General features: G+C 60.3%; 23 protein-coding genes and 1 pseudogene. 9 read left to right on the top strand and 15 right to left on the bottom strand.

What is annotated here, in order from left to right; all coding sequences use genetic code 11:
- Nucleotides 1-123 precede the first annotated feature (123 nt).
- Entirely contained in the window at nucleotides 124-906 is a 783-nt protein-coding gene (locus JZ00_RS15760) for a PhzF family phenazine biosynthesis protein (RefSeq protein ID WP_039591742.1), read from the top strand.
- Between the two features lie 55 nt (nucleotides 907-961).
- Here the strand turns inward: JZ00_RS15760 and JZ00_RS15755 are convergent, their stop codons facing one another.
- A complete protein-coding gene (locus JZ00_RS15755) occupies nucleotides 962-2,071 on the bottom strand; it encodes an ABC transporter ATP-binding protein (RefSeq protein ID WP_039591743.1) in 1,110 nt (369 codons plus the stop codon).
- Nucleotides 2,068-2,988 (bottom strand): ornithine carbamoyltransferase, encoded by a 921-nt coding sequence (gene argF, locus JZ00_RS15750; RefSeq protein ID WP_039591744.1) that lies wholly within the window; start codon nucleotides 2,986-2,988, stop codon nucleotides 2,068-2,070. The genes JZ00_RS15755 and argF overlap by 4 nt, the downstream gene beginning before the upstream one ends.
- A 399-nt stretch (nucleotides 2,989-3,387) precedes the next feature.
- On the opposite strand from argF, the gene JZ00_RS15745 reads away from it, so the two are divergent.
- The 3 genes from JZ00_RS15745 to grxD all read left to right on the top strand — a co-directional run bounded on the left by JZ00_RS15745 (nucleotide 3,388) and on the right by grxD (nucleotide 6,357).
- Nucleotides 3,388-3,675, top strand: coding sequence for a hypothetical protein (locus JZ00_RS15745; RefSeq protein ID WP_039591745.1), 288 nt, complete (start codon nucleotides 3,388-3,390; stop codon nucleotides 3,673-3,675).
- 131 nt (nucleotides 3,676-3,806) lie between these two features.
- Nucleotides 3,807-5,915, top strand: a complete 2,109-nt coding sequence (locus tag JZ00_RS15740; protein WP_039591747.1) for a molybdopterin oxidoreductase family protein — start codon at nucleotides 3,807-3,809, stop codon at nucleotides 5,913-5,915.
- 100 nt (nucleotides 5,916-6,015) lie between these two features.
- The gene (gene grxD, locus JZ00_RS15735; protein WP_039591749.1) at nucleotides 6,016-6,357 is read left to right on the top strand and encodes a Grx4 family monothiol glutaredoxin; all 342 of its coding nucleotides are present in this window, start codon (nucleotides 6,016-6,018) and stop codon (nucleotides 6,355-6,357) included.
- Nucleotides 6,358-6,483: 126 nt separating this feature from the next.
- Here the strand turns inward: grxD and bfr are convergent, their stop codons facing one another.
- Both bfr and JZ00_RS15725 read right to left on the bottom strand, forming a co-directional pair.
- On the bottom strand, nucleotides 6,484-6,957 hold the full coding sequence (bfr, locus tag JZ00_RS15730) for a bacterioferritin (RefSeq protein ID WP_025215180.1): 474 nt from the start codon (nucleotides 6,955-6,957) through the stop codon (nucleotides 6,484-6,486).
- A 197-nt stretch (nucleotides 6,958-7,154) separates the two neighbouring features.
- On the bottom strand, nucleotides 7,155-7,373 hold the full coding sequence (locus JZ00_RS15725) for a bacterioferritin-associated ferredoxin (RefSeq protein ID WP_039591750.1): 219 nt from the start codon (nucleotides 7,371-7,373) through the stop codon (nucleotides 7,155-7,157).
- 286 nt (nucleotides 7,374-7,659) lie between these two features.
- Here JZ00_RS15725 and JZ00_RS15720 point away from each other — a divergent pair, with 286 nt between their 5' ends.
- Nucleotides 7,660-8,262: a peroxiredoxin gene (locus tag JZ00_RS15720; protein ID WP_039591751.1), complete on the top strand. Its 603-nt coding sequence runs from the start codon at nucleotides 7,660-7,662 to the stop codon at nucleotides 8,260-8,262.
- Nucleotides 8,263-8,356: 94 nt separating this feature from the next.
- Here JZ00_RS15720 and rnt read toward each other — a convergent pair whose 3' ends face one another.
- The gene (gene rnt / locus JZ00_RS15715) at nucleotides 8,357-9,034 is read right to left on the bottom strand and encodes a ribonuclease T (RefSeq protein ID WP_039591753.1); all 678 of its coding nucleotides are present in this window, start codon (nucleotides 9,032-9,034) and stop codon (nucleotides 8,357-8,359) included.
- Nucleotides 9,031-10,077, bottom strand: coding sequence for a dihydroorotase (gene pyrC, locus JZ00_RS15710; RefSeq protein WP_039591755.1), 1,047 nt, complete (start codon nucleotides 10,075-10,077; stop codon nucleotides 9,031-9,033). Before pyrC ends, rnt begins: the two co-directional genes overlap by 4 nt.
- Nucleotides 10,078-10,265: 188 nt before the next feature.
- Here pyrC and JZ00_RS15705 point away from each other — a divergent pair, with 188 nt between their 5' ends.
- A complete protein-coding gene (locus JZ00_RS15705; protein ID WP_039591756.1) occupies nucleotides 10,266-11,267 on the top strand; it encodes a flagellar protein MotY in 1,002 nt (333 codons plus the stop codon).
- 127 nt (nucleotides 11,268-11,394) lie between these two features.
- Nucleotides 11,395-12,612, top strand: coding sequence for an argininosuccinate synthase (locus JZ00_RS15700; RefSeq protein WP_024779511.1), 1,218 nt, complete (start codon nucleotides 11,395-11,397; stop codon nucleotides 12,610-12,612).
- A gap of 163 nt (nucleotides 12,613-12,775) precedes the next feature.
- Here JZ00_RS15700 and JZ00_RS15695 read toward each other — a convergent pair.
- Nucleotides 12,776-13,018: pseudogene (locus JZ00_RS15695) on the bottom strand (hypothetical protein); the annotation flags it as partial.
- A gap of 473 nt (nucleotides 13,019-13,491) precedes the next feature.
- Between JZ00_RS15695 and JZ00_RS15690 the strand changes: the two are divergent.
- On the top strand, nucleotides 13,492-14,118 hold the full coding sequence (locus JZ00_RS15690; protein WP_039591757.1) for a response regulator transcription factor: 627 nt from the start codon (nucleotides 13,492-13,494) through the stop codon (nucleotides 14,116-14,118).
- Between the two features lie 51 nt (nucleotides 14,119-14,169).
- Here JZ00_RS15690 and JZ00_RS15685 read toward each other — a convergent pair whose 3' ends face one another.
- The 8 genes from JZ00_RS15685 to metG all read right to left on the bottom strand — a co-directional run bounded on the left by JZ00_RS15685 (nucleotide 14,170) and on the right by metG (nucleotide 20,957).
- Nucleotides 14,170-14,349, bottom strand: coding sequence for a PA3496 family putative envelope integrity protein (locus JZ00_RS15685; protein ID WP_039591759.1), 180 nt, complete (start codon nucleotides 14,347-14,349; stop codon nucleotides 14,170-14,172).
- Between the two features lie 107 nt (nucleotides 14,350-14,456).
- On the bottom strand, nucleotides 14,457-15,095 hold the full coding sequence (gene nth / locus JZ00_RS15680; protein WP_039591761.1) for an endonuclease III: 639 nt from the start codon (nucleotides 15,093-15,095) through the stop codon (nucleotides 14,457-14,459).
- A complete protein-coding gene (locus JZ00_RS15675) occupies nucleotides 15,092-15,619 on the bottom strand; it encodes an Rnf-Nqr domain containing protein (RefSeq protein WP_039591762.1) in 528 nt (175 codons plus the stop codon). The genes nth and JZ00_RS15675 overlap by 4 nt, the downstream gene beginning before the upstream one ends.
- Nucleotides 15,612-16,223, bottom strand: coding sequence for an RnfABCDGE type electron transport complex subunit G (locus JZ00_RS15670; RefSeq protein ID WP_039591763.1), 612 nt, complete (start codon nucleotides 16,221-16,223; stop codon nucleotides 15,612-15,614). Before JZ00_RS15670 ends, JZ00_RS15675 begins: the two co-directional genes overlap by 8 nt.
- Entirely contained in the window at nucleotides 16,220-17,206 is a 987-nt protein-coding gene (locus JZ00_RS15665; RefSeq protein WP_039591764.1) for an RnfABCDGE type electron transport complex subunit D, read from the bottom strand. Before JZ00_RS15665 ends, JZ00_RS15670 begins: the two co-directional genes overlap by 4 nt.
- On the bottom strand, nucleotides 17,193-18,215 hold the full coding sequence (gene rsxB / locus JZ00_RS15660) for an electron transport complex subunit RsxB (protein ID WP_039591765.1): 1,023 nt from the start codon (nucleotides 18,213-18,215) through the stop codon (nucleotides 17,193-17,195). Before rsxB ends, JZ00_RS15665 begins: the two co-directional genes overlap by 14 nt.
- Entirely contained in the window at nucleotides 18,212-18,784 is a 573-nt protein-coding gene (locus tag JZ00_RS15655; protein WP_039591766.1) for an Rnf-Nqr domain containing protein, read from the bottom strand. Before JZ00_RS15655 ends, rsxB begins: the two co-directional genes overlap by 4 nt.
- Nucleotides 18,785-18,911: 127 nt before the next feature.
- Complete coding sequence (metG, locus tag JZ00_RS15650) at nucleotides 18,912-20,957, bottom strand: methionine--tRNA ligase (protein WP_039591767.1); 2,046 nt, start codon at nucleotides 20,955-20,957, stop codon at nucleotides 18,912-18,914.
- 234 nt (nucleotides 20,958-21,191) lie between these two features.
- On the opposite strand from metG, the gene apbC reads away from it, so the two are divergent.
- On the top strand, nucleotides 21,192-22,286 hold the full coding sequence (apbC, locus tag JZ00_RS15645; RefSeq protein ID WP_039591768.1) for an iron-sulfur cluster carrier protein ApbC: 1,095 nt from the start codon (nucleotides 21,192-21,194) through the stop codon (nucleotides 22,284-22,286).
- Nucleotides 22,287-22,299 lie beyond the last annotated feature (13 nt).

Raw genomic sequence — 22,299 nt, 5'->3', positions numbered from 1 at the left:
ATCTTTGCAACTGACCAGGCGTCGAACGTCCAGTGTGTAAGGTGAAAATAGTGCCGATCTGTCACTGGATAAACGGTGCCTGCGCAGCTCATGCTCACGCATCAATAAAAAAGGAGAGGTGCCATGCAGCTTGCGTTTCATCAGGTCGATGCATTCAGTGACCGCCCCTTTGGCGGTAACCCGGCGATGGTCTATCGGCTCGATGCCTGGCTTGCCGACGACTTGATGCAGAAGATCGCCGCCGAACATAACCTGGCGGAAACGGCGTTCCTGGTGCGCGAAAATCAGCACTGGCATATCCGGTGGTTCACGCCCACCACCGAAGTACCCTTGTGTGGCCATGCCACCCTGGCCAGCGCCTACGTATTGTTCGAGATCTATCACGAAACCGTGGAGCGACTGGATTTCATCTGCAAATCCGGGGCATTGAGCGTTGCTCGCGAAGGCGACCGGCTGTGGCTGGATTTCCCCGCCATCGTGCCGGCCGAATTGGGCGCGTCCCTGGCGGTCCAGACTGCCTTGGGGGTCGAGGCGGTGGACGTGCTGAGTTCCAATGAGTTGTTCGTGGTACTTGAGTCGGAGCAGGCCGTGCTCGAGTGCAAGCCGGACATGGCGGCCCTGGCGAAGTTGCCGTGGCCGGGTGCGATCGTCACCGCGCCGGGAAGCAAGCACGATTTCGTCTCGCGCTATTTTGCCCCTGCGATTGGAATCAACGAGGACCCGGTCACCGGCTCGACCCATTGCAGCCTGATCCCCTATTGGTCCAAACGCCTGAGCAAGCTTGGGCTGACGGCCTATCAATGCTCGGCCAGGGGAGGGGCGCTGTTTTGCCGGCTGGAAGGTGATCGGGTGAAGATCGGTGGGAATGCGACGTTGGTGGCCAGCGGGACGTTATCGCTCGGCTAAGGCCAATGAGATCCCGTGGGAGCGCGCTCGCTCCCACAGATTGTTTCTTCCACCCTTAACTGGTGGTGCCGTGCCGCCGCACGCCGCTTTCCATCGGCGGCAGATGAGCTGCCGTGCTACCCGAGGCCTGGAAAAGCACCAGGTGTTCGGCCGCCACGCGAATACCCACGGTCGCTCCGAGCTGATGGTCGGCGTGGCTCGGGAAAATCGATTCCAGTTGCGCGCCGGTCGGCAATTGCAGGCGATACAAGGTTGAAGCACCAAGGAAGGTCTTGCCGACGATGGTTGCCTTGAGCGAGCTGTCCGGAGCATAGACGATGTCGTCCGGGCGCAGCAGTACATCCACGGCGCCGCCGATGGGCCAGGTATAGGCCCGGTTACCCCGCAGCGTCCCCAATTCGGTCTGCACCGATTCCGGGCTATCGAGTTGGCCGCGAATGAAGTAACCCTGGCCGATGAAACTGGCGACATAGGGCGTCAGGGGTTCGTGATAAAGATTGTAGGGCGTATCCCATTGTTCCAGCCGACCCTCTCGGAATACCCCGACGTGATCACTCACCGCGAAGGCTTCTTCCTGGTCATGGGTCACCAGGATCGCGCTGGTGCCGCGCGCCTTCAGGATGTCCCGCACCTCATGGCTGAGCTTGCGCCGCAGCTCGCCATCAAGGTTGGAGAAGGGTTCGTCGAGCAGCAGCAATTGCGGTTCCGGCGCCAAGGCCCGGGCGAGGGCCACGCGTTGTTGCTGGCCTCCGGAGAGCTCATGGGGGAAACGTTTTCCCAGGTTCTTCAGGTTGACCAGTTCCAGCAGTTCTTCGACCACACGGTTCTTGTCAGGATGTTTGCGAATGCCAAAGGCCATGTTCTCGGCGACGCTGAGGTGTGGGAACAGCGCGTAGTCCTGGAACACCATGCCGATGCGACGTTTTTCCGGAGCGAGGGTAAAACCCGCGCGGGAGATGGTTTCCCCGGCCAGCTGGATCTCGCCTTCGTGTACCGGCTCGAAGCCGGCAATGGCCCGCAAGGTCGTGGTCTTGCCGCACCCGGAGGAGCCTAGCAGGCAGCCGATGTCACCGGCATTGAGGTGCAGATTCAGATTCTGGACGACTCGCTGGCCTTGGTACCCGCAGGCCAGGTTGTGCAGATTCAATAACAAGGAATGACTCATGCGTGGTGATACGCCGGCTCGACGAGGAATTCGAGCAGGGCCTTTTGTGCATGCAGACGATTTTCTGCCTGGTCCCAGGCCACGGAGCGCGGGTCATCCAGCAGGTCGGCGCTGATTTCCTCACCGCGATGGGCGGGCAGGCAGTGCATGAAGAGCACCTCCGGGTCCGCCAGGTCGAGCAGGGCGCGGTTGACCTGCAGCGGCGCGAACAGCTTGAGGCGCTTGGCGGTTTCCTCTTCCTGGCCCATGGAGGTCCAGACGTCGGTGCTCACCAGGTGCGCGCCAGCCACGGCCAGCTTCGGATCCCGGACGAGCGACACTCGATCCCCGGCCTTGGCGATCAGTCCTGCATCCGGCTCATAGCCTTCAGGGCATGCAATGCGCAACTGGAAATCGAATTGCATCGCCGCTTCTATATAGCTGTTGCACATGTTGTTGCCATCACCGATCCAGGCGGCGGTCTTGCCCTGGATCGAGCCGCGGTGCTCGAGGAATGTCTGCATGTCGGCCAACAGCTGGCAGGGGTGCAGGTCATCGGACAAGCCGTTGATCACCGGCACGCGGGAATGAGCCGCGAACTCGGTCAAGGTGCTGTGGGCAAAGGTACGGATCATCACGGCGTCGAGCATGCTCGACATGACGATGGCGCAATCGCTGATCGGCTCGCCACGGCCCAGCTGGGTGTCGCGAGGCGACAGGAAAATCGCCTGGCCGCCCAGTTGGATCATGCCGGCTTCGAAAGAGATGCGCGTGCGGGTCGATGACTTCTCGAAAATCATCCCCAGCACACGGTTTTTCAAGGGCTCGAACAGTACGCCGCGCTTACGCAGGTCCTTGAGCTCCACGCCTCGACGGATCACGCCGAGCAACTCATCGGGCGTGAAATCCATCAGGGAGAGAAAGTGCCTTGCGCTCATGATTGACTACCTTTTTGTAACAGACCGCAGATACTCAAAGCCTTGTTTAATGGAAAAACGGGCGAGACCTGCGGCAAAAGCCGCACGGGGCGACGAAATAGGGGAAGGCGCGATATTGACATTAAATGTCGCGTCTTACCAATAGGGCTACGGTTATAAGGGATTTCAGCGAGGCCAATGCAGAGTTGCACTGACGCGGTTGAGGCCGGTTTCCTGACAGCAGCGGGTTCATTTGTACACTGGCGTCGCGCCGCTTGGCAATCGAGCAGGGCGGGCACGGGATAGCTGGCGGTTGGTTTTTGACCGCTGTCCGGGTCGCCGGTCTGGTGTGCAAAGTGAAATATTTCCTAATGCAGGGGCCTGGGTTATAAATGAACCCCGAGCCGCAGGAGCCCCGAAATGGATTTGAAAGAGCAACAACTGATGGAACTGTTGGGGCTGACGGCGCGTTCCCTGACGCACCTGACCGCTTCGGTGACGTCCATGTCATTCGAGTTGCTGCGCAGCGATGACGAAGTGACCAAGGCCGCGGGTCGCCGGATGATCGACCGGATGGCTACGATCAGCAGTGGGCTCGACGAGCACTGGCGGTTGATCGGCGAATTGACCGGGGTGCCCATTGCCCAGGAGCAAGTGGAAACCATCGAGGAAATCCAATTGCTGGCGCCTCCTCCCGAGCATCCCTGATAGCGGTTCATCGGCGGGCCTGATGCCCGGCGATTCACAGGACGAACGTCGCTGGCGCTGTGCAAGTTCAGGCGCCATAGTTTTATTCCCGCGGCCGAAAGTGCCCGCTACGAATAAAACAGAGGCTGGCCATGACCAAGACCCTCCACCACCGTGCGTGCCACCTGTGCGAGGCCATCTGTGGCCTGACCCTCGAAACCACCGAAACCGAAGGCCAAGGCTTGGCGATCACCTCGATCAAGGGGGATCCGCTGGACAGTTTCAGTCGTGGACACATTTGCCCCAAGGCAGTGGCGTTGCAGGATATCCAGAACGATCCGGACCGCCTGCGCCAGCCCATGCAACGAGTGGGTGGCGAGTGGCAGCCCATTGCCTGGGACGACGCCTTTGCCTTGGTGGCCGAGCGTCTGGCGGCCATCCAGGAACGCCACGGCCAAAATGCGGTGGGGGTGTATCAGGGCAACCCGAGTGTGCACAACTATGGGCTGATGACCCACAGCAACTATTTCCTCGGCCTGCTGAAAACCCGTAGCCGATTCTCGGCGACTTCGGTGGACCAATTGCCCCATCACCTGACCAGTCACCTGATGTACGGTCACGGCTTGCTGCTGCCGATACCGGACATCGATCACACCGATTTCATGCTGATCCTGGGCGGCAATCCATTGGCCTCCAACGGCAGCATCATGACCGTGCCGGACGTGGAGAAGCGGCTGAAGGCAATCCAGTCGCGGGGCGGCCGGGTAGTGGTGGTCGATCCCCGCCGCAGCGAGACGGCGGCGATTGCCGACCAGCATGTCTTCGTACGCCCTGGCGGCGATGCCGCGTTGTTGTTTGGCCTGCTCGGCACCTTGTTCCGCGAAGGACTGACGCGGGACAGTCACCTGCCGGTGGACGGTCTCGACGAGGTGCGCCACGCCGTTGCGCCCTTCTCGGCGGACGCCATGAGCCCGCTCTGTGGGGTTCCTGCCGAGCAGATCCGCCAATTGGCCCGAGATTTCGCGGCCGCCCCGTCGGCAGTGTGCTACGGCCGGATGGGGGTGTCGACCCAGGCTTTCGGTACGCTGTGCCACTGGCTGATCCAAGTGATCAACCTGGTGACCGGCAATCTTGATCGAGTAGGCGGGGCGCTGTGTACCGAGCCGGCGGTGGATTTGGTGAAAACGACTTCGGGCGGGCACTTCAATCGCTGGCAAAGCCGAGTATCCGGGCGCCCTGAATACGCAGGCGAGCTGCCCGTATCGACCCTCGCCGAAGAAATGCTCACCGAGGGCGATGGGCAGATCCGAGCGCTGGTCACCGTGGCCGGCAACCCGGTGCTGTCCACGCCCAATGGCCGGCAACTGGAGCAAGCGCTGGACGGGCTTGAGTTCATGGTCAGCATCGACCTGTACATCAACGAAACCACGCGCTATGCCGACTTGATCCTGCCGTCCACCTCGGCCCTGGAGAATGATCACTACGACACCACCTTCAATCTGTTCGCGGTGCGTAACGTCAGTCGTTTCAACCGGGCCATCCTGCCCAAGCCCGAGGGGGCGCTGCACGATTGGGAGATTTTTGTCGGCCTGGCCAAAGCCTTTGCCGCCCGGACCGGCAAGGAGCTCAAGCCGACCATGCCGCCGGCACAGATGATTGATTTGGGCCTGCGGGCCGGGATGTATGGCGATGCGTCGCCGTACAAGTTGTCCTTGGCGACGCTGTTCGACCATCCCCACGGCATCGATCTCGGTGCGCTCAAGCCCAATCTGGCACCCCGGCTGAAAACTGAAAACGGCCGGGTGCAGGCCGCGCCCGCTGTCATCCTCGCCGACTTGGCGCGCTTTGCCGCGTTGCGTGCGCCGGCAGCAGACGAGCTGCTGATGATTGGCCGTCGCCATGTGCGCAGCAACAATTCCTGGATGCATAACTTTCATCGGTTGGTGAAGGGCAAGCCGCGTCACCAGTTGCTGATGCATCCCGAAGATCTTGCCAGCCGGGGCCTTATCGATGGACAGCGCGTGAAGGTCAGTTCCCGGGTCGGCGTAATCGAGGTGGACGTGCAGGGCAGTGCGGACATGATGAAAGGCGTGGTCAGTCTTCCCCACGGTTGGGGCCATGCTCGTCCGGGCGTGCAGATGACCATCGCCAGCGGGCAGCCTGGGTCAAGCGCCAACGACCTGACCGATGACCGCCAGCTCGACGAATTGTCCGGCAATGCGGCGCTGAACGGGGTTCCGGTGAAGGTGGCGGCTGCGTAAAATTGTCCTTGGGGCGGACCGAGCAGGGTGCTCGGCTTTCCGTTACAATGCGCCACCGTGTCGACAACTGAAGTCGCAAAAGTTCAAGCCGAGGTGCTCCGTGGATATCATCGAAACGATCAAAGACCAGATTGCCAACAACACTATCCTGCTCTACATGAAAGGCTCGCCGAATGCCCCTCAATGTGGCTTCTCGGCCAAGGCTGCTCAGGCGGTGATGGCGTGTGGCGAGAAGTTCGCCTACGTGGACATCCTGCAGAACCCGGAAATCCGCGCCAACCTGCCCAAGTACGCCAACTGGCCAACCTTCCCACAGCTGTGGGTGGGTGGCGAGCTGATCGGCGGTAGCGACATCATGACCGAGATGGCGGTTGATGGTTCTCTGCAGACCACGATCAAGGCAGCTGTAGAAGCAGCAGCGGCGAACAAGTCCGAAGCCTGATCTACCCCAGGCCCGTGTGGGAGCAAGCTCTTCCACATCGGTTTGTGCGGGCCTGGCCATCAGGCAACAAAAAGCCCCGCGCCTCGAAAGAGGGTGGGGCTTTTTAGTGGCTTGCTGTCGGGACGCTTATTCTTCGCCCATCTGCGATTGCAGGTAATTCTCGAGACCGACTTTGTCGATCAGGCCCAATTGGGTTTCCAGCCAGTCGATGTGTTCTTCCTCGGATTCGAGAATATCTTCCAGCAGTTCACGGCTCCCGAAGTCGCCAACGGTTTCGCAATGGGCGATGGCGGCTTTCAGGTCGGCGTGGCCGGTGCGTTCGATGCGCAGGTCGCACTCGAGCATTTCGCGGGTATGTTCGCCGATGTGCAGCTTGCCCAGGTCCTGGACGTTCGGCAGGCCTTCGAGAAACAGGATGCGCTTGATCAGCTTGTCCGCGTGTTTCATTTCGTCGATGGATTCGTGGTACTCGTGCTTGCCCAGCTTGTTCAGGCCCCAATCCTCGTACATGCGAGCATGCAGGAAGTATTGATTGATCGCGACCAGCTCATTGGCGAGGATCTTGTTGAGATGCTGGATGACTGTAATGTCGCCTTTCATGGTGAGGGCCTGCCCTGATAGCTGTGTATAAGGCGGAGTTTGAGCCGAGCAATTACGAGTGTCAAACCTAAGTTATTGAATAATAAATGAAAATTAATCGGAATAAGAATGTTTGTGTTCCGCGTCTGGAAGCTAAGCACTTGATTTACAGGCATAAAAAAACCGGACATTGAGTCCGGTTCTTTGAACAACTGGTTTTATGCGGCAGTAAATTCCGCCGGATAAGGGATCGAGGCTTGGGCGGTCTGAACTTTGGCGAGGGTTTCACGCACCACTTCCTTGGCCAGGCAGGCGCATTTGCCGCATTGGCTGGCTACGCCGGTGGCCTGGCGGACTTCCCGGTAGCTGCAGCAACCTTCATAGATCGCTTCGCGGATTTGTCCGTCGGTGACGCCAGTGCAGAGGCATACATACATAAGTGATAACCGTCGCTGGTTGTGACTCAATTGGGACGGATCTTAATGTTAACGAGAATGATTGTCAAAGTGGTTTCCAGGGCTCCTTGACGAACGGTGTCGAGCGGCTGCCATTGGGTAGGGCAACGGATTTTCAGGGGCCGCCAAAAAACCGTTGAGGACAGGCCAAACCTGCGGTGTATGATGGTCGGTCCTTGCAAAGCGGGTTCGTGTCACAGGGCTGTCGCCTGAGGGTGGCAGGCTGGCGCGGACCTTGTTTTCACGTTACTACACCAGGAGATATCCAATGAGCGTACTCGTAGGCAAACAAGCCCCTGACTTCACCGTTCCTGCCGTCCTCGGCAACGGCGAAATCGTTGACAGCTTCACCCTGTCCTCGGCCATCAAAGGCAAATACGGCCTGGTGTTCTTCTACCCGCTGGACTTCACTTTCGTTTGCCCATCCGAGCTGATCGCGCTGGATCACCGCATGGACGACTTCAAGGCACGCAACGTTGAAGTGGTCGCTGTTTCGATCGACTCGCACTTCACCCACAACGCCTGGCGCAACACCGCCATCAATGCCGGTGGCATCGGCCCGGTGAAATACACCATGGCTGCCGACATGAAGCACGAAATCGCCAAGGCCTACGACGTGGAGTCCGAAGGTGGCGTGGCCTTCCGTGGTGCGTTCCTGATCGACGACAAAGGCGTGGTTCGTTCGCAGATCATCAACGACCTGCCGCTGGGTCGTAACATGGAAGAGCTGATCCGTCTGGTTGACGCCCTGCAGTTCCACGAAGAGCACGGCGAAGTCTGCCCGGCCAACTGGAAAAAAGGCGACAAGGGCATGACCGCATCGCCTGAAGGCGTTGCCGCTTACCTGGGCGAGCACAGCGACAAGCTGTAAGCGCACCTGGCATAAAAAAACCGGCCCTCGATGGGCCGGTTTTTTTATGAGTGGCTGAATCACCTAGCCACAAAGAGCTGGATCCAGCCGTATGTCAGTCGTCGAAATCCTGCCAGCCACCCATCTCTTTCCACCGGTTGACGATGCCGCAGAACAGCTCGGCAGTCTTCTCGGTGTCATAGCGGGCCGAGTGAGCCTCACGGCCATCGAAGTCGATATCCGCCGCCTGGCAGGCCTTGGCCAATACCGTCTGGCCGTAGGCCAAGCCCGCGAGAGTCGCCGTGTCGAAGCTGGAGAAGGGATGGAACGGGTTGCGCTTCATGTCCAGGCGCGCAACGGCCGCGTTGAGGAAGCCCAGGTCGAAACTGCTGTTATGACCCACCAGGATCGCTCGCTTGCAACCGTTGGCTTTCAGTGCCTTGCGCACGCCACGGAAGATGTCGGTCAGCGCGGTTTCTTCGCTGACCGCCATGCGCAGCGGGTGATCGAGCTTGATCCCGGTGAACTCCAGGGCTGCCGCTTCGATGTTGGCGCCTTCGAACGGTTCGACCCGGAAGAAGTAAGTGTGGTCGGGGAAGACAAAGCCTTTCTCGTCCATGCCAATGGTGGTCGCGGCGATTTCCAGCAGCGCATCGGTGGCCGAGTTGAAACCGCCGGTTTCTACGTCGACCACGACCGGCAGATAACCCCGGAAGCGAGCAGCCATCGGGTGGCGCGCGCCGCCCGAGCCGCCGTTGCCGTCCAGTTCGTCGTCGAAATGATCTTCACTCACGCGTTTTCCTCCAGCAGGCGCCAGCGCAGTTTTTCACCGGCGCGCAGCGGGATGACAGTCTGCTCGCCAAACGGCAGGCTGGCGGGGGCGGTCCACTCGTCGCGAACCAGGGTAATACGATCGGTGTTCACCGGCAGGCCATAGAAACGTGGGCCGTGCAGGCTGGCGAAGCCTTCGAGCTTGTCCAGGGCGTTGCGCTGCTCGAACGCCTCGGCGTACATCTCGATGGCCGCGTAGGCGGTATAGCAACCAGCACAACCGCAAGCGGCTTCCTTGGCATGACGGGCGTGGGGCGCCGAGTCGGTGCCGAGGAAAAACTTGGCGCTGCCGCTGGTGGCCGCATCCAGCAAGGCTTCCTGATGGGTGTTGCGCTTGAGGATCGGCAAGCAATAGAAGTGCGGACGGATCCCGCCCACCAGCATGTGGTTGCGGTTGTACAGCAGGTGATGCGCGGTGATGGTCGCACCGACATTGGCCGAAGCCTCGTTGACGAACTGCACGGCATCACCCGTGGTGATGTGCTCGAAGACCACCTTCAGCGTCGGGAAGCGTTCGACGACGCGACGCATATGTTCGTCGATGAAAATCTTCTCGCGGTCGAACACATCGACGTCGCCCCGGGTCACTTCACCGTGGATCAACAACGGCATGCCGACTTCGGCCATCGCCTCGAGCGCCGGGAAAATCTTGTCGATGCTGGTGACGCCAGAGTCCGAATTGGTAGTGGCGCCAGCGGGGTACAACTTGGCCGCGTGCACGAAACCGCTGGCCTTGGCCTCGCGTATTTCCTCGGGCTGGGTGCGGTCGGTGAGGTAAAGCACCATCAGCGGTTCGAAGCGGCTGCCTTTCGGGCGTGCCGACAGGATGCGCTGGCGATAGCCATCGGCCTCGGCGGCGTTGCGCACGGGCGGAACCAGGTTTGGCATGATGATAGCGCGGCCAAAAGTGCGCGCGACATCGGCGACGGTATGGGTCAACACAGCACCATCGCGAAGATGAATATGCCAGTCGTCGGGACGCAGCAGGGTCAGGCGGTCGGACATGGGGGGCTTCCAGGCGGGTAAATCTCGGGGGAATGCTACCGGAAAAGACCGATCCGGGCACCCGCTATCAAGTTTTGCCGCAAGTTACCGATAGCCCCTTCAGGCGTGCCAGCATTTCGTGCCGTGTCCCGGCCAAGCAGCATGCCCAGCGTTTCTCGATTTCCGTATAAAAGCCAGTGGAGCCTCCCGTGCGCCAGCGTTATCTAGCCTTGCTCAGTGTGTTTGCCAGCCTTCCTGCGATGGCGCTCACTTTCCAGACCCGTCTGGAGAGCATCGAGTGGACGGTCGAAGGCGACAAGTTCGAGTGTCGGCTGAGCCAGCCGATCAGCGATTTCGGCAGTGGCGAGTTCGTGCGCAAGGCGGGCGAGCAGGCCACGTTCCGGCTCAAGGCCTATAATCCGATGCTCGGCGGCGGCTCTGCGACGTTGCTGGCGGCCGCGGCGCCTTGGCAGCCCGGGCGGGGCGATATCAACCTGGGCTCGGTCAGGATCGGCAGCGGCGATGTGCTTTTCAACAGCTCCCAGGTACAGGCCGGCCGCTTGATCAGCGGGCTGATGGAAGGTCGCAGTCCCGTAGTGCGACGCAACACCGAGGACGGGCGGGTGTCGGAGGTTCGGTTGCTGCCCGTGCGCTTCAACAAGGCGTTCAATGATTACCAGGGCTGCGTAGCGAAACTCTTGCCGAAGAACTTCGAGCAGATCAAGCAAACCCAGATCGGCTTCCCTGGCGAGGGTACCGAGCTTGACGCCCAGGCCAAGGCCCAGTTGCAGGTCATGCTCGACTTCATCAAGGCGGACCCGAGCGTCAATCATGTCGAGCTCGATGGCCACTCCGACAACAGTGGCAATCGCCTGACCAACCGCGAGTTGTCGCGTCGCCGAGCCCTGGCTGTCCAGGATTTCTTCAAGGCCAACGGTTTCCAGGAGTCCCAATTCACCGTGCGCTTCCACGGCGAGCGTTATCCGCTGGTTGCCAATACCAACGCAGCCAACCGGGCCAAGAACCGGCGCGTGCTGGTAAAACTGGAGCGGGTAGCCCCCACCCAGGCGCCGGCCCCACAGGCGCCAGCTCCTGCGGCAACGCCGGCGGCACCTGCCGTGGCGCCCGCTGCTGCGCCGGGCAAGACGCCGACGCCGGTTGCCCCGACCAAGGCGGCTGCGCCTGCCGGAGCGACTGCACGTACTTCCTGAGCCGGCCTGATCGTCGCGCACTCGACATAATCTGTCGCTTCGTCGTCATAAGCTGTCGCGCCTCTGTAAATTATCCGCGCTGGACGTTAGACTTCCCGGCTTTCCGTACAACCCGTGGAGTGATGGCATGGCGGACGTAAACAAGGTCGTTCTGGCGTATTCCGGCGGCCTGGACACTTCGGTGATCCTCAAGTGGCTGCAGGACACTTATAACTGCGAAGTGGTGACCTTCACCGCTGACCTGGGACAGGGCGAGGAAGTCGAGCCTGCACGCGCCAAGGCCCAGGCCATGGGCGTCAAAGAGATCTACATCGATGACCTGCGCGAAGAGTTCGTCCGCGACTTCGTGTTCCCGATGTTCCGCGCCAACACCGTTTACGAAGGCGAGTACCTGCTGGGTACGTCCATCGCCCGTCCGTTGATCGCCAAGCGCCTGATCGAAATCGCCAACGAAACCGGCGCCGACGCCATTTCCCATGGCGCCACCGGCAAAGGCAACGACCAGGTGCGTTTCGAGCTGGGCGCCTATGCCCTCAAACCGGGCGTGAAAGTCATCGCACCGTGGCGTGAATGGGACTTGCTGTCCCGTGAAAAACTGATGGATTACGCCGAGAAGCACGCGATCCCGATCGAGCGCCACGGTAAGAAGAAATCCCCGTATTCGATGGATGCCAACCTGCTGCACATTTCCTATGAAGGCGGCGTGCTGGAAGACACCTGGACCGAGCACGAAGAAGACATGTGGCGCTGGACCGTCTCCCCGGAGAAGGCTCCCGACACTCCGCAATACCTCGAACTGACCTATCGCAACGGCGATATCGTCGCGCTGGACGGTGTGGAGATGAGCCCGGCCACCGTGCTCGCGACCTTGAACCGCATCGGTGGCGAACACGGCATCGGTCGCTTGGACATCGTCGAGAACCGCTATGTCGGCATGAAGTCCCGTGGCTGCTACGAAACTCCGGGTGGCACCATCATGCTGCGTGCCCACCGGGCGATCGAATCGATCACCCTGGACCGCGAAGTGGCTCACTTGAAGGATGAGTTGATGCCCAAGTACGCCAGCCTGATCTACACCGGCTACTGGTGGAGTCCGGAGCGCCTGATGCTGCAACAGATGATCGATGCCTCCCAGGTCAACGTGAACGGTGTCGTGCGCCTGAAGCTGTACAAGGGCAACGTGATCGTGACCGGCCGCAAGTCCGACGACTCGCTGTTCGATGCCAATATCGCGACTTTCGAAGAAGACGGCGGTGCCTACAACCAGGCAGACGCGGCCGGCTTCATCAAGCTCAACGCCCTGCGCATGCGCATCGCGGCGAACAAGGGTCGCAAGCTGTTCTGATCCGCTCCAATGGAAACGGCCTGCATGAGCAGGCCGTTTTTTATCTCCCCTTCCAGAGCAATGCTCACGGCTTCCTCCTTCGACGCAGACGGACCAAGTGACTGCGTTTTTCCCTTCCCCTTCGTAACGCATAGCGGCGCCTGCCGGCGGAGCCATGCCTGCCTTTCTTGACCTGTTTGCTTTTGGGGAATTCTGAAGGTGAATACAGAGCGCGGTGGTTGAAATTGAGCGTCAGAAAAAACAACAACGATAGGAAAAAGGGAAAACCGATCAGGAACCAGACGTAACAGTCACGATCGTCGCTGTCCAGGAACGGCAAGGATATCGCTGCGGATGTTTCCGACAAACTTGCAAGTATGGCAATAAGCGTCATTGGGTTGATGACGGTCTTTTTTAATTTGTTCATGATGGATGCTCATGGGTAATTACATGCTCATTGATTAAAGTTTTGGTTTTATTAGCGGCCGCCCGAAAGGGTGATCAGTCAAAAAAGACAATCAGGTCGGTCTTGTCCAATTCCTCCGGGCGCTGTCTTTTTTATACAGAAACTCATTCCATTGAGTGAAATTTTTACCGTTTGTATGAAATTAAATCCGTTACTATTTATAAAAATACAAGGGCGGCATGCGTTGAAACACCTTCTGTTTTTCCGAGAAGGATCCCCTCATTCATGCGAGGTCGGCATGTCGGATTTATGGCGTTAGCCTCGTGGAAAATTTCACGGCACATTATTTTGCAGATAATTTGTAGGAAAAATCTGTATTGCTTGTAGGTTGCGTCTTCCGCTGCGAGCGCTCACGAGCAACGGCATGCCAAGGAAGAAATGACTAGGCTATTGTGCGTGCTCTAAAAATTCGAACAGCGAAATTGGATGTGCCCATGAATAAAGTGCTGATCGTGGACGATCACCCCGTCATTCGTCTTGCTGTACGTTTGCTAATGGAGCGACATGGATATGAAGTTATCGCCGAAACGGATAATGGCGTTGATGCCTTACAGATCGCCCGAGAACAAATGCCCGATATCGTTATCTTGGATATTGGAATTCCGAAGTTGGATGGGCTGGAAGTCATCGCACGCTTGACCGTCAATCCTTCGCCCGTGAAAGTGCTGGTATTGACCTCCCAGGCACCCGGGCATTTTTCGATGCGCTGCATGCAGACAGGGGCGGCGGGCTATGTTTGCAAACAGCAGGATCTGACGGAATTGTTAAGTGCGATTAAGGCCGTGTTGTCAGGCTATAGTTACTTTCCCAACCAGGCACTGCATACGGTACGTTCAACACTCGGAAATGCCAGCGAGTCCGAGATGGTGAATCGTCTGTCTGGGCGGGAAATGATGGTCTTGCAGCAACTGGCTCGTGGAAAGACCAATAAGGAAATAGCAGACGCGATGTTCCTGAGCAACAAGACCGTCAGTACCTACAAAACTCGCCTGTTGTTGAAACTGAACGCCCGTTCGCTGGTCGACCTGATCGAACTGGCACAGCGAAATGGATTGGTGTGAACGCCAGGCCTCTCACACGATAAAAAGCCTCCATGCGGGAGGCTTTACGTGTCAGAGATCGAAGTCGTAGTCGGCGAGTTGCTTTTGCAAGCGGCGCTCTTCCAGCAGGTTGTCGATGGTGCGGCGTTTGCTCAGGTTGGTTTTTGCAACCTCCACCACAGGTTCCACTTCGTCAGCCTCGACGGCGACGAAATCGTCTTCTACATCCAGTTGTTCTTTGCCAGTGCTCATGGGTTCGACTCCAGGCTAAGACTGCCATTGGCGCCCCTTATATCGATAAACCATCGGCGGGTAAAAAAGATTTTTTCAATCGAAGGATAAACAAAAGCAATAGCGCATCAATCGTCAGATGTCTTGTGCTTGTACTCGCATAGATCTTCGATCCGGCAGCTCCCGCAGCGGGGCTTGCGGGCCAGGCAGACGTAACGTCCGTGAAGGATCAGCCAGTGATGGGAATCCAGGAGGTATTCCTTGGGAACGAATTTCATCAACTTGTTTTCCACTTCCACTACGTTCTTGCCCGGGGCGAGCCCAGTCCGGTTACTGACGCGGAAAATGTGGGTGTCGACCGCCATCGTCAACTGCCGGAACGCGGTGTTGAGGACCACGTTGGCAGTCTTGCGGCCGACGCCCGGCAGGGCTTCCAGCTCTTCGCGGGTCTGGGGGATCTCACCGCCGTGTCGCTCGATCAGCAGGCGACAGGTTTCGATCACGTTTTTCGCCTTGCTGTTAAACAGTCCGATGGTCTTGATGTACTCGGACAGCCCTTCGACGCCCAGGGCAAGGATCGCCTGCGGCGTATTGGCCACCGGGAAGAGTCTGGCCGTTGCCTTGTTGACCCCGACGTCGGTGGATTGGGCCGAGAGAATTACCGCGATCAGCAGTTCGAAAGGGGAGGAGTAGGCCAGTTCGGTCTTTGGCTCCGGGTTGTCTTCATGAAAGCGACGAAAGATTTCCAGACGTTTTGCGGCGTTCATGGGGGCGGCGTTTCCTCTAGGGTTGAACGGGTTTTGGTGCCGATCCAGGCTTGATAGGCAGCGAGCAACAGGCCGAGCAAAATGAATCCGCCGGGGACGAGCAAGGCCAATGGCACGCCTCTGCCGATCAGCTCGCGCAAAGCGCCCAGGATGATAACCAGCAGGCCGAATTGTCCCGCCAACCTGAGATGAACCGTCATGCGTCGCTCGGTAGCGGTATGTTCCAGCGCCACGCAGCTCAATGCGATCCATCCGATATACACGGCCAACGCGCCATGCCGCTCCAATATCCAGGCTTGTGCGAGGAGGTCCGCGCAGGCGGTCATGGCGGCGGCCACGGCGATGGATGCAATGAGTTGCTGGCAGGCTGTAAGGCGTGGTCTCAGCAGCGCCATTGTCGAGCCGTGGGCGAAACTGATCACAACCCAGGCGAGCCAAAGGATCAGCGCATTGACCAGCGAGTCACTGGCGCCGACCACGGGCACGAGGACCAGGGCGCGCGGCCAGGAGGGGGAGTCATTCATGGCTGGTCGCTCCGGTCAACTGAGCCTTGTGCTCGTCGAAGTAACGCAACGTATCGTGCACGGCCTGGAGCACCGCCCTGGATGTCACCGTCGCACCAGCCAACTGATCGAACTGGCCGAGGTCCTTTTTCAATGCCCACCCCTCGTCGGCAGGCGCCTGGAGCGACTTGCCATGGAACGTTTGCAGCCAGGCATTCGGCCAGCCCGCTATCCCCGCGCCCAGGCCGGGAGTTTCCGACTGGCGCAGGGTCTTTACGCCCAACACTCGTCCTGCCGGATCCACAGCGATCAATAATTCGATGGTGCCCTCGTAGCCCAGTACCTGGCTGCGTAGCAACACGGCGCTGGGCGCCCCTTCGCGAGTTGCCCGGTAAGCGCCCAGCAATGTGCTGCGGGGCAGCGTTACCGGGGTTGCAATGACAGGTTGCGCCAAAGGCTGATTGTCATAGCGGTCGCTCGGCAGTACGTCGAGCAAGGTCCGGGTGGCGATAGCTCGGCGCTGCGCCTCGATGCGCCCGGCGGTGCTGATTTGCGTCAGGTACGTGGCGCCTACGGCGAGGCCGCCCAGCAACACCAGGATCACAACGCCTGCGGTATTCTTCATGTCAGCGGGCGCCTTTGTCGTGCGTCGACGAAACGCTCCAGGGCCGGCACGGCGAGGTTCATCAGCAGCACCGCAAACGCCACTCCATCCGGAAAGCCACCCCAGGTGCGAATCAGGTAGACCAGCAATCCCACGCCTGCGCCAAACAACAAACGCGCCAGCGGAGCCCTGGCACCCGACACGGGTTCGGTCACGATAAAAAACGCGCCGAGCATGGTTGCGCCGGTCAGCAGATGAAACAGTGGCGAACCGTGGGAGTCCGAGCCCGAACCGTTCCAGAACAACAGGCTGATCGTGAACAGGCTGGCCAGCATGCCCACCGGGGCGTGCCACGTAAATACCCGTTGTTGCAGCAGGAACAGGCCGCCCAAAAGGAACGCCAGGCTGACCCACTCGACACCGTGCCCACCCCAGCGGCCGAACGCCGGGTCGCTGGCAAACAGCTCGTCGATCGTCAGGCTCGTGTTGATCCGCAGGCTATCCAGCGCGGTGGCGCCGGCCCATCCATCGGGGGCCTGGCCAATGTCGGCGACCAGACGCAGACCGTCGGCAAGGCCCAGGCCATGGGCCGCTGGCCATTGGCTCATGTGCTGGGGGAATGCCACCAGCACCAAGGCATACCCGAGCATTGCCGGATTGAACGGATTGCTGCCGACCCCACCCCAAACGTGCTTGCCCAACAACAAGGCGCAGGCGACCGCGGTGACGGTCAGCCACCAAGGGCAGTACGCCGGCAAGGCCAGGGCGAGCAACGTGGCGCTGACCAATGCGCTGCCGTCGCGCAGGTCAGGTTCGAGAGACCTTCGCCGCAAACGCAATACCAGCGCCTCGATCGCCAGCGCTGTGAGACCGGACAACATCAGGTTCAGCAACACACCCCAACCAAAGACCCACATCGAGGCCAGCGCGCCGGGCAGCGTGGCGAGAAGGACTCGACGCATTGCATGGCGTAGACGCTCGTCCAGCGGATCAGCGAGTGGCATGGGCATCCACCTGCTGTTCGGCGTCTCTGACGGCTTGCTCCAAGGCTTGCAGTTGGTCTTGGGAGGCCGCGGCAGCCCGGGCTTTGCTGAGTTCGGCGCGCCGCATCGCCAATTGGATCTTGGCCCGCTTCAGTTCGACGTCATTTGCCGGTGGCGGGGGCGGTGCCGGTGCGGGCGTGGCAGGCGACGCAGTGCTAACCAGTCGGGCCAACGCCTGTTCGGCCGCTTCGAACTGGCGTTGCAGCATGATCAACTGTGACTGTTGCTCGAAGGTTGGCGGGTGGCCGAACGCCCTCAAGGATTTATGCAGCTGCGCCCGGCTCATGGCGAGATCGACCTTGGCTTTCTTCAGTGCGGCATCCGCAGTGGCGGCTTTTTGCGCGCGTACTCGCTCCAATGCGGCCTGGACCGGATCGAGTGGCTGTACCTGGGCTTGTTGGGCGTTTCGCTGGATTCTGGCCAGGCGCTCGGCTTGACGCTGCTCTTCCTCACGACGCAGACGGGCGGTGCGTTGTTCGAAACGTCGGCGAGCATGGTTGCGCTTGATGGTTCGTGCTTGCCGTTCTTCGTCGCTGGCGGCCAACCCGCCAACGACCGGCGTTACGGTTGTCATCGGCAGTGGCCGCATCTCGATGCAATCCACCGGGCAAGGCGCCACGCACAAGTCACAGCCGGTGCATTCGTCGATGAGAACCGTGTGCATCAGTTTCGCCGCGCCGACGATCGCGTCCACCGGGCAGGCCTGGATGCACTTGGTGCAGCCGATGCATTCGGCTTCGCGGATAAACGCGATCTGTGCCGGCGCCGAGCCGCGACTGGTGTCCAGCTCCAGCACCGGTACCTGCATCAGCTCGGCCAGGGCTGCGATGGTTTCCCGTCCGCCGGGTGGGCATTTGTTGATCGGTTCGCCTTGGGCGATGCCTTCGGCGTATGGCTTGCAGCCGGGGTGGCCGCATTTGCCGCATTGAGTCTGCGGAAGCAAGGCGTCGATGTGTTGGATCAGGTTCATGTTTTGACCAGCCCGTGCAACCCGAGAAAAGCCACTGCCATCAGGCCGGCACAGATCAGCTGGATCGGCAGCCCCCGGAAAGGCAACGGAATATCGTTGTCGAGGATGCGCTGTTGCAAGTCGTCAAACAGACTCAGCACCAGCCAGAAACCCAGGCCGGCACCCAGGCTGGTCGCCATGGCCTGGCCAAGGCTCGTGGCCTCCCGGCTGACGAGTAGCGTGACGCCCAGTATGGCGGCATTGCCGAGGAGCAACGGCCACAAGCCGGCGAACGGCAGCATGGGCAGCCAGCGCCCCAGCAGCCGTAGCACTGGCCCGATCAGCAAGACGCTCAGGGGCAGCCAAACCAATAATTGCAGTGATGCCAGGTCAGCCGGGACCAGCAACCATTGATCGACCAGATAGCCCAGGGTACCGACACAGAGCATCAGGCCTGCCGTCGCCAGGCCCAGGGCGTGTACCTGGCTTCTACCCTTGGCTGCCAGCAGCGGATCGACGCCCAGCGGCCAATGCAACATCAGATTGTTGATCAGGGCCGCGCTCAACAGGGATAAGAGGATTTCGGTCATGGGTATGGGGCGACAGGGCCTGTGACAAAATTAGGCATTATCCGGCACACCGTGAGGGTGGGCCAGATATGAAAAATCCCACAGTCGCTCGATAGCGACTGTGGGATCGGTGTCGCGTGCAGTCGCGTTACTTGATCCGCTGGCCCGGCTTGGCGCCGCTGTCAGGGCTCAACAGGTAGATTTCTTCACCACCAGGGCCCGCCGCCATCACCATGCCCTCGGAAATACCGAAACGCATTTTGCGTGGCTTGAGGTTGGCGATCATCATCGTCAGCCTGCCTTCAAGCTTGGCCGGGTCCGGATAGGCGCTCTTGATGCCGGAGAACACGTTGCGTTGTTCATCGCCGATGTCCAAGGTCAGGCGCAACAGCTTGTCGGCGCCTTCCACGGCCTCTGCCTTGACGATCAGCGCCACGCGCAGGTCAACGGCGGCGAAGGCGTCGAAGTCGATTTCCGGCGACAGCGGGTCCTTGGCCAGTTCGCCGTTGCCGGCAGGGGCGCCGGTGTCGGTCTGGCTGGCGGCCAGGTCTTCCTTGGATGCGTCGATCATGGCTTGGACCTTTGCGGAATCGATGCGGGTCATCAGCGGCTTGAACTCGTTCAGCTGATGGTTGCTCAGCAGGGTCTGGTGGTCGTTCCAGGTCAGCGGTGCAACGTTCAGGAACGCTTCGGCATCGGCCGCCAGCAGCGGCAGCACCGGCTTGAGAAAGATCACCAGCTGGCGGAACAGGTTGATACCCAGGGCGCAGATGGCCTGGACTTCGTCCTGCTTGCCTTCCTGTTTGGCCAGCGACCACGGCGCCTTGTCGGCAATCCAGGCATTGGCGCGGTCGGCCAGGGCCATGATTTCGCGCATGGCACGGGCGAAGTCGCGGTTCTCGTAGGCATCGGCGATGCTTGGCGCGGCGGCGAGGAAGGCGTCGGTCAGTTCCGGCGCGGCGTTACCGGCCACCAGCACACCCGCGTTGCCCTTGTGGATGAACCCGGCGCAACGGCTGGCAATGTTGACGACCTTGCCCACCAGGTCGGAGTTGACCTTCTGCACGAAGTCTTCGAGGTTCAGGTCCAGGTCGTCGACGCCACGGCCGAGCTTGGCCGCGTAGTAGTAGCGCAGGTATTCCGGCGACAGGTGGTCCAGGTAGGTCCGCGCCTTGATGAAGGTGCCGCGGGACTTGGACATTTTCTGGCCGTTGACGGTCAGGTAGCCGTGGACGTTGATGCCGGTCGGTTTACGGAAGCCGGCACCTTCGAGCATGGCCGGCCAGAACAGTGCGTGGAAGTTGACGATGTCCTTGCCGATGAAGTGGTACACCTCGGCGGTGGAATCCTTGCCCCAGAACGCATCGAAGTCCAGGTCCGGCGTGCGGTCGCAAAGGTTCTTGAAACTCGCCATGTAGCCGATCGGCGCGTCCAGCCACACGTAGAAATACTTGCCGGGTTCGCCGGGAATCTCGAAGCCGAAGTATGGCGCATCGCGGGAAATGTCCCATTCCTGCAAGCCCGAATCGAGCCACTCGGCGAGCTTGTTGGCGACCGCGTCCTGCAGCGTGCCACTGCGGGTCCAGGCCTGCAGCATCTGCTGGAAGTCCGGCAGCTTGAAGAAGAAGTGCTGGGAGTCCCTGAGCACCGGGGTTGCGCCGGAAATCGCCGACTTCGGGTCTTTCAGGTCGGTCGGTGCGTAGGTTGCGCCGCATTTCTCGCAGTTGTCGCCGTACTGGTCCTCGGTACCACACTTCGGACAGGTGCCCTTGATGAAGCGGTCGGCCAGGAACATTTTCTTTTCCGGGTCGAAATACTGGGTAACCGAACGGGTGGAAATATGCCCGGCATGACGCAGCTTCAGGTAGATCTGGCTCGACAGCTCACGGTTTTCTTCGGCGTGAGTGGAGTGGAAGTTGTCGAAGTCCACCAGGAACTCGGCAAAGTCGGCGCTGTGTTCAGCCTGGACATTGGCGATCAGTTGTTCCGGGGTGATGCCTTCTTTTTCCGCGCGCAGCATGATGGCCGAACCGTGGGCGTCGTCGGCGCAGACATAAATACATTGGTTGCCGCGATGCTTCTGGAAGCGCGTCCACATATCGGTCTGGATGTATTCCAGCATATGGCCGAGGTGAATCGAACCATTGGCATAGGGCAGGGCGCTGGTGACGAGGATCTTGCGTGGCTCGGACATGGGGCTCGGCTACTTGATGAAACGGAGGTCGGCCACTATAAAGCGCTGGCGGCTTTTTTTCACCCTTCAGGGCTGTTTCGCGATGCATTGCCGGGAGCAGCAGAGCACAACTGTGGCGAGGGGATAAATTCCCTCGCCACAAAGATATCCGCGCGACAGTAATCGGGTCGCCACAAAAGCACGCGCGGCGTAGGATAGCCGCCTGTTTTTCAAGTCTTGCTATCGGAGTTGCCCATGAGCGCCGTCAATCGCGCAGCGGTGGAAGCCATCCTTCGCCAGTACACCGACCCCTACCTGAACCAAGACCCGGTCAGCGCCGGATGCGTGCGCGCCATCGACATCCACGGAGATCGTGTCAACGTCCAGCTGGAAATCGGCTACGCCGCCGACCTGTTCAAGAACGGTTGGGCGCAGATGCTGCAGATGGCCATCGAGGGCCTGGATGGCGTGACAACTGCAAAGGTCGACGTCACCCGCGTGATTGCCAGCCACAAGGCCCAGGCCCAGGTTCCCGGGTTGGCGAACGTCAAGAACGTGATCGCGGTGGCCTCGGGCAAGGGCGGCGTGGGCAAGTCCACCACCGCCGCCAACCTGGCCCTGGCCCTGGCTCGGGAAGGGGCCAAGGTAGGCATTCTCGACGCGGACATCTACGGTCCGAGCCAGGGCATCATGTTTGGCATCGCCGAGGGCACCCGACCGCAGATCAAGGACCAGAAGTGGTTCGTGCCGATCCAGTCGCACGGCGTGGAGGTGATGTCCATGGCGTTCCTGACCGACGACAACACACCCATGGTCTGGCGTGGGCCGATGGTGTCCGGGGCGTTGCTGCAACTGGTCACGCAAACCGCCTGGGGTGACCTGGATTACCTGGTGATCGACATGCCGCCGGGCACCGGCGACATCCAGCTGACCCTGGCGCAGAAAGTCCCGGTGGCCGGCGCGGTGATCGTCACCACGCCTCAGGACCTGGCCTTGCTGGATGCGCGCAAGGGCGTGGAGATGTTCCGCAAGGTCAACATCCCGGTGCTGGGCGTAGTGGAGAACATGGCCGTGCACATCTGCTCCAACTGCGGGCATGCCGAGCATCTGTTCGGTGAAGGCGGAGGGGAGAAACTGGCTACCCAGTACGGGGTCGAGTTGCTGGCTTCGCTACCGCTGTCGATGGTGATCCGCGAGCAGGCCGACGGCGGCAAGCCAACCGTCATCGCCGAACCGGACAGCCAGATCGCCATGGTCTACCAAGAGCTCGCGCGCCACGTTGGCGCGCGGATCGTGCTGCAGGAAGCCGCATCGCCGGTGATGCCGAACATCACTGTCAGCGACGATTGATGCCTTGAAACAC

It is taken from the genome of Pseudomonas frederiksbergensis, assembly GCF_000802155.2.
Taxonomy (GTDB): Bacteria; Pseudomonadota; Gammaproteobacteria; order Pseudomonadales; family Pseudomonadaceae; genus Aquipseudomonas; species Aquipseudomonas frederiksbergensis_A.
This window is presented reverse-complemented; position numbering and strand designations above follow the sequence as displayed.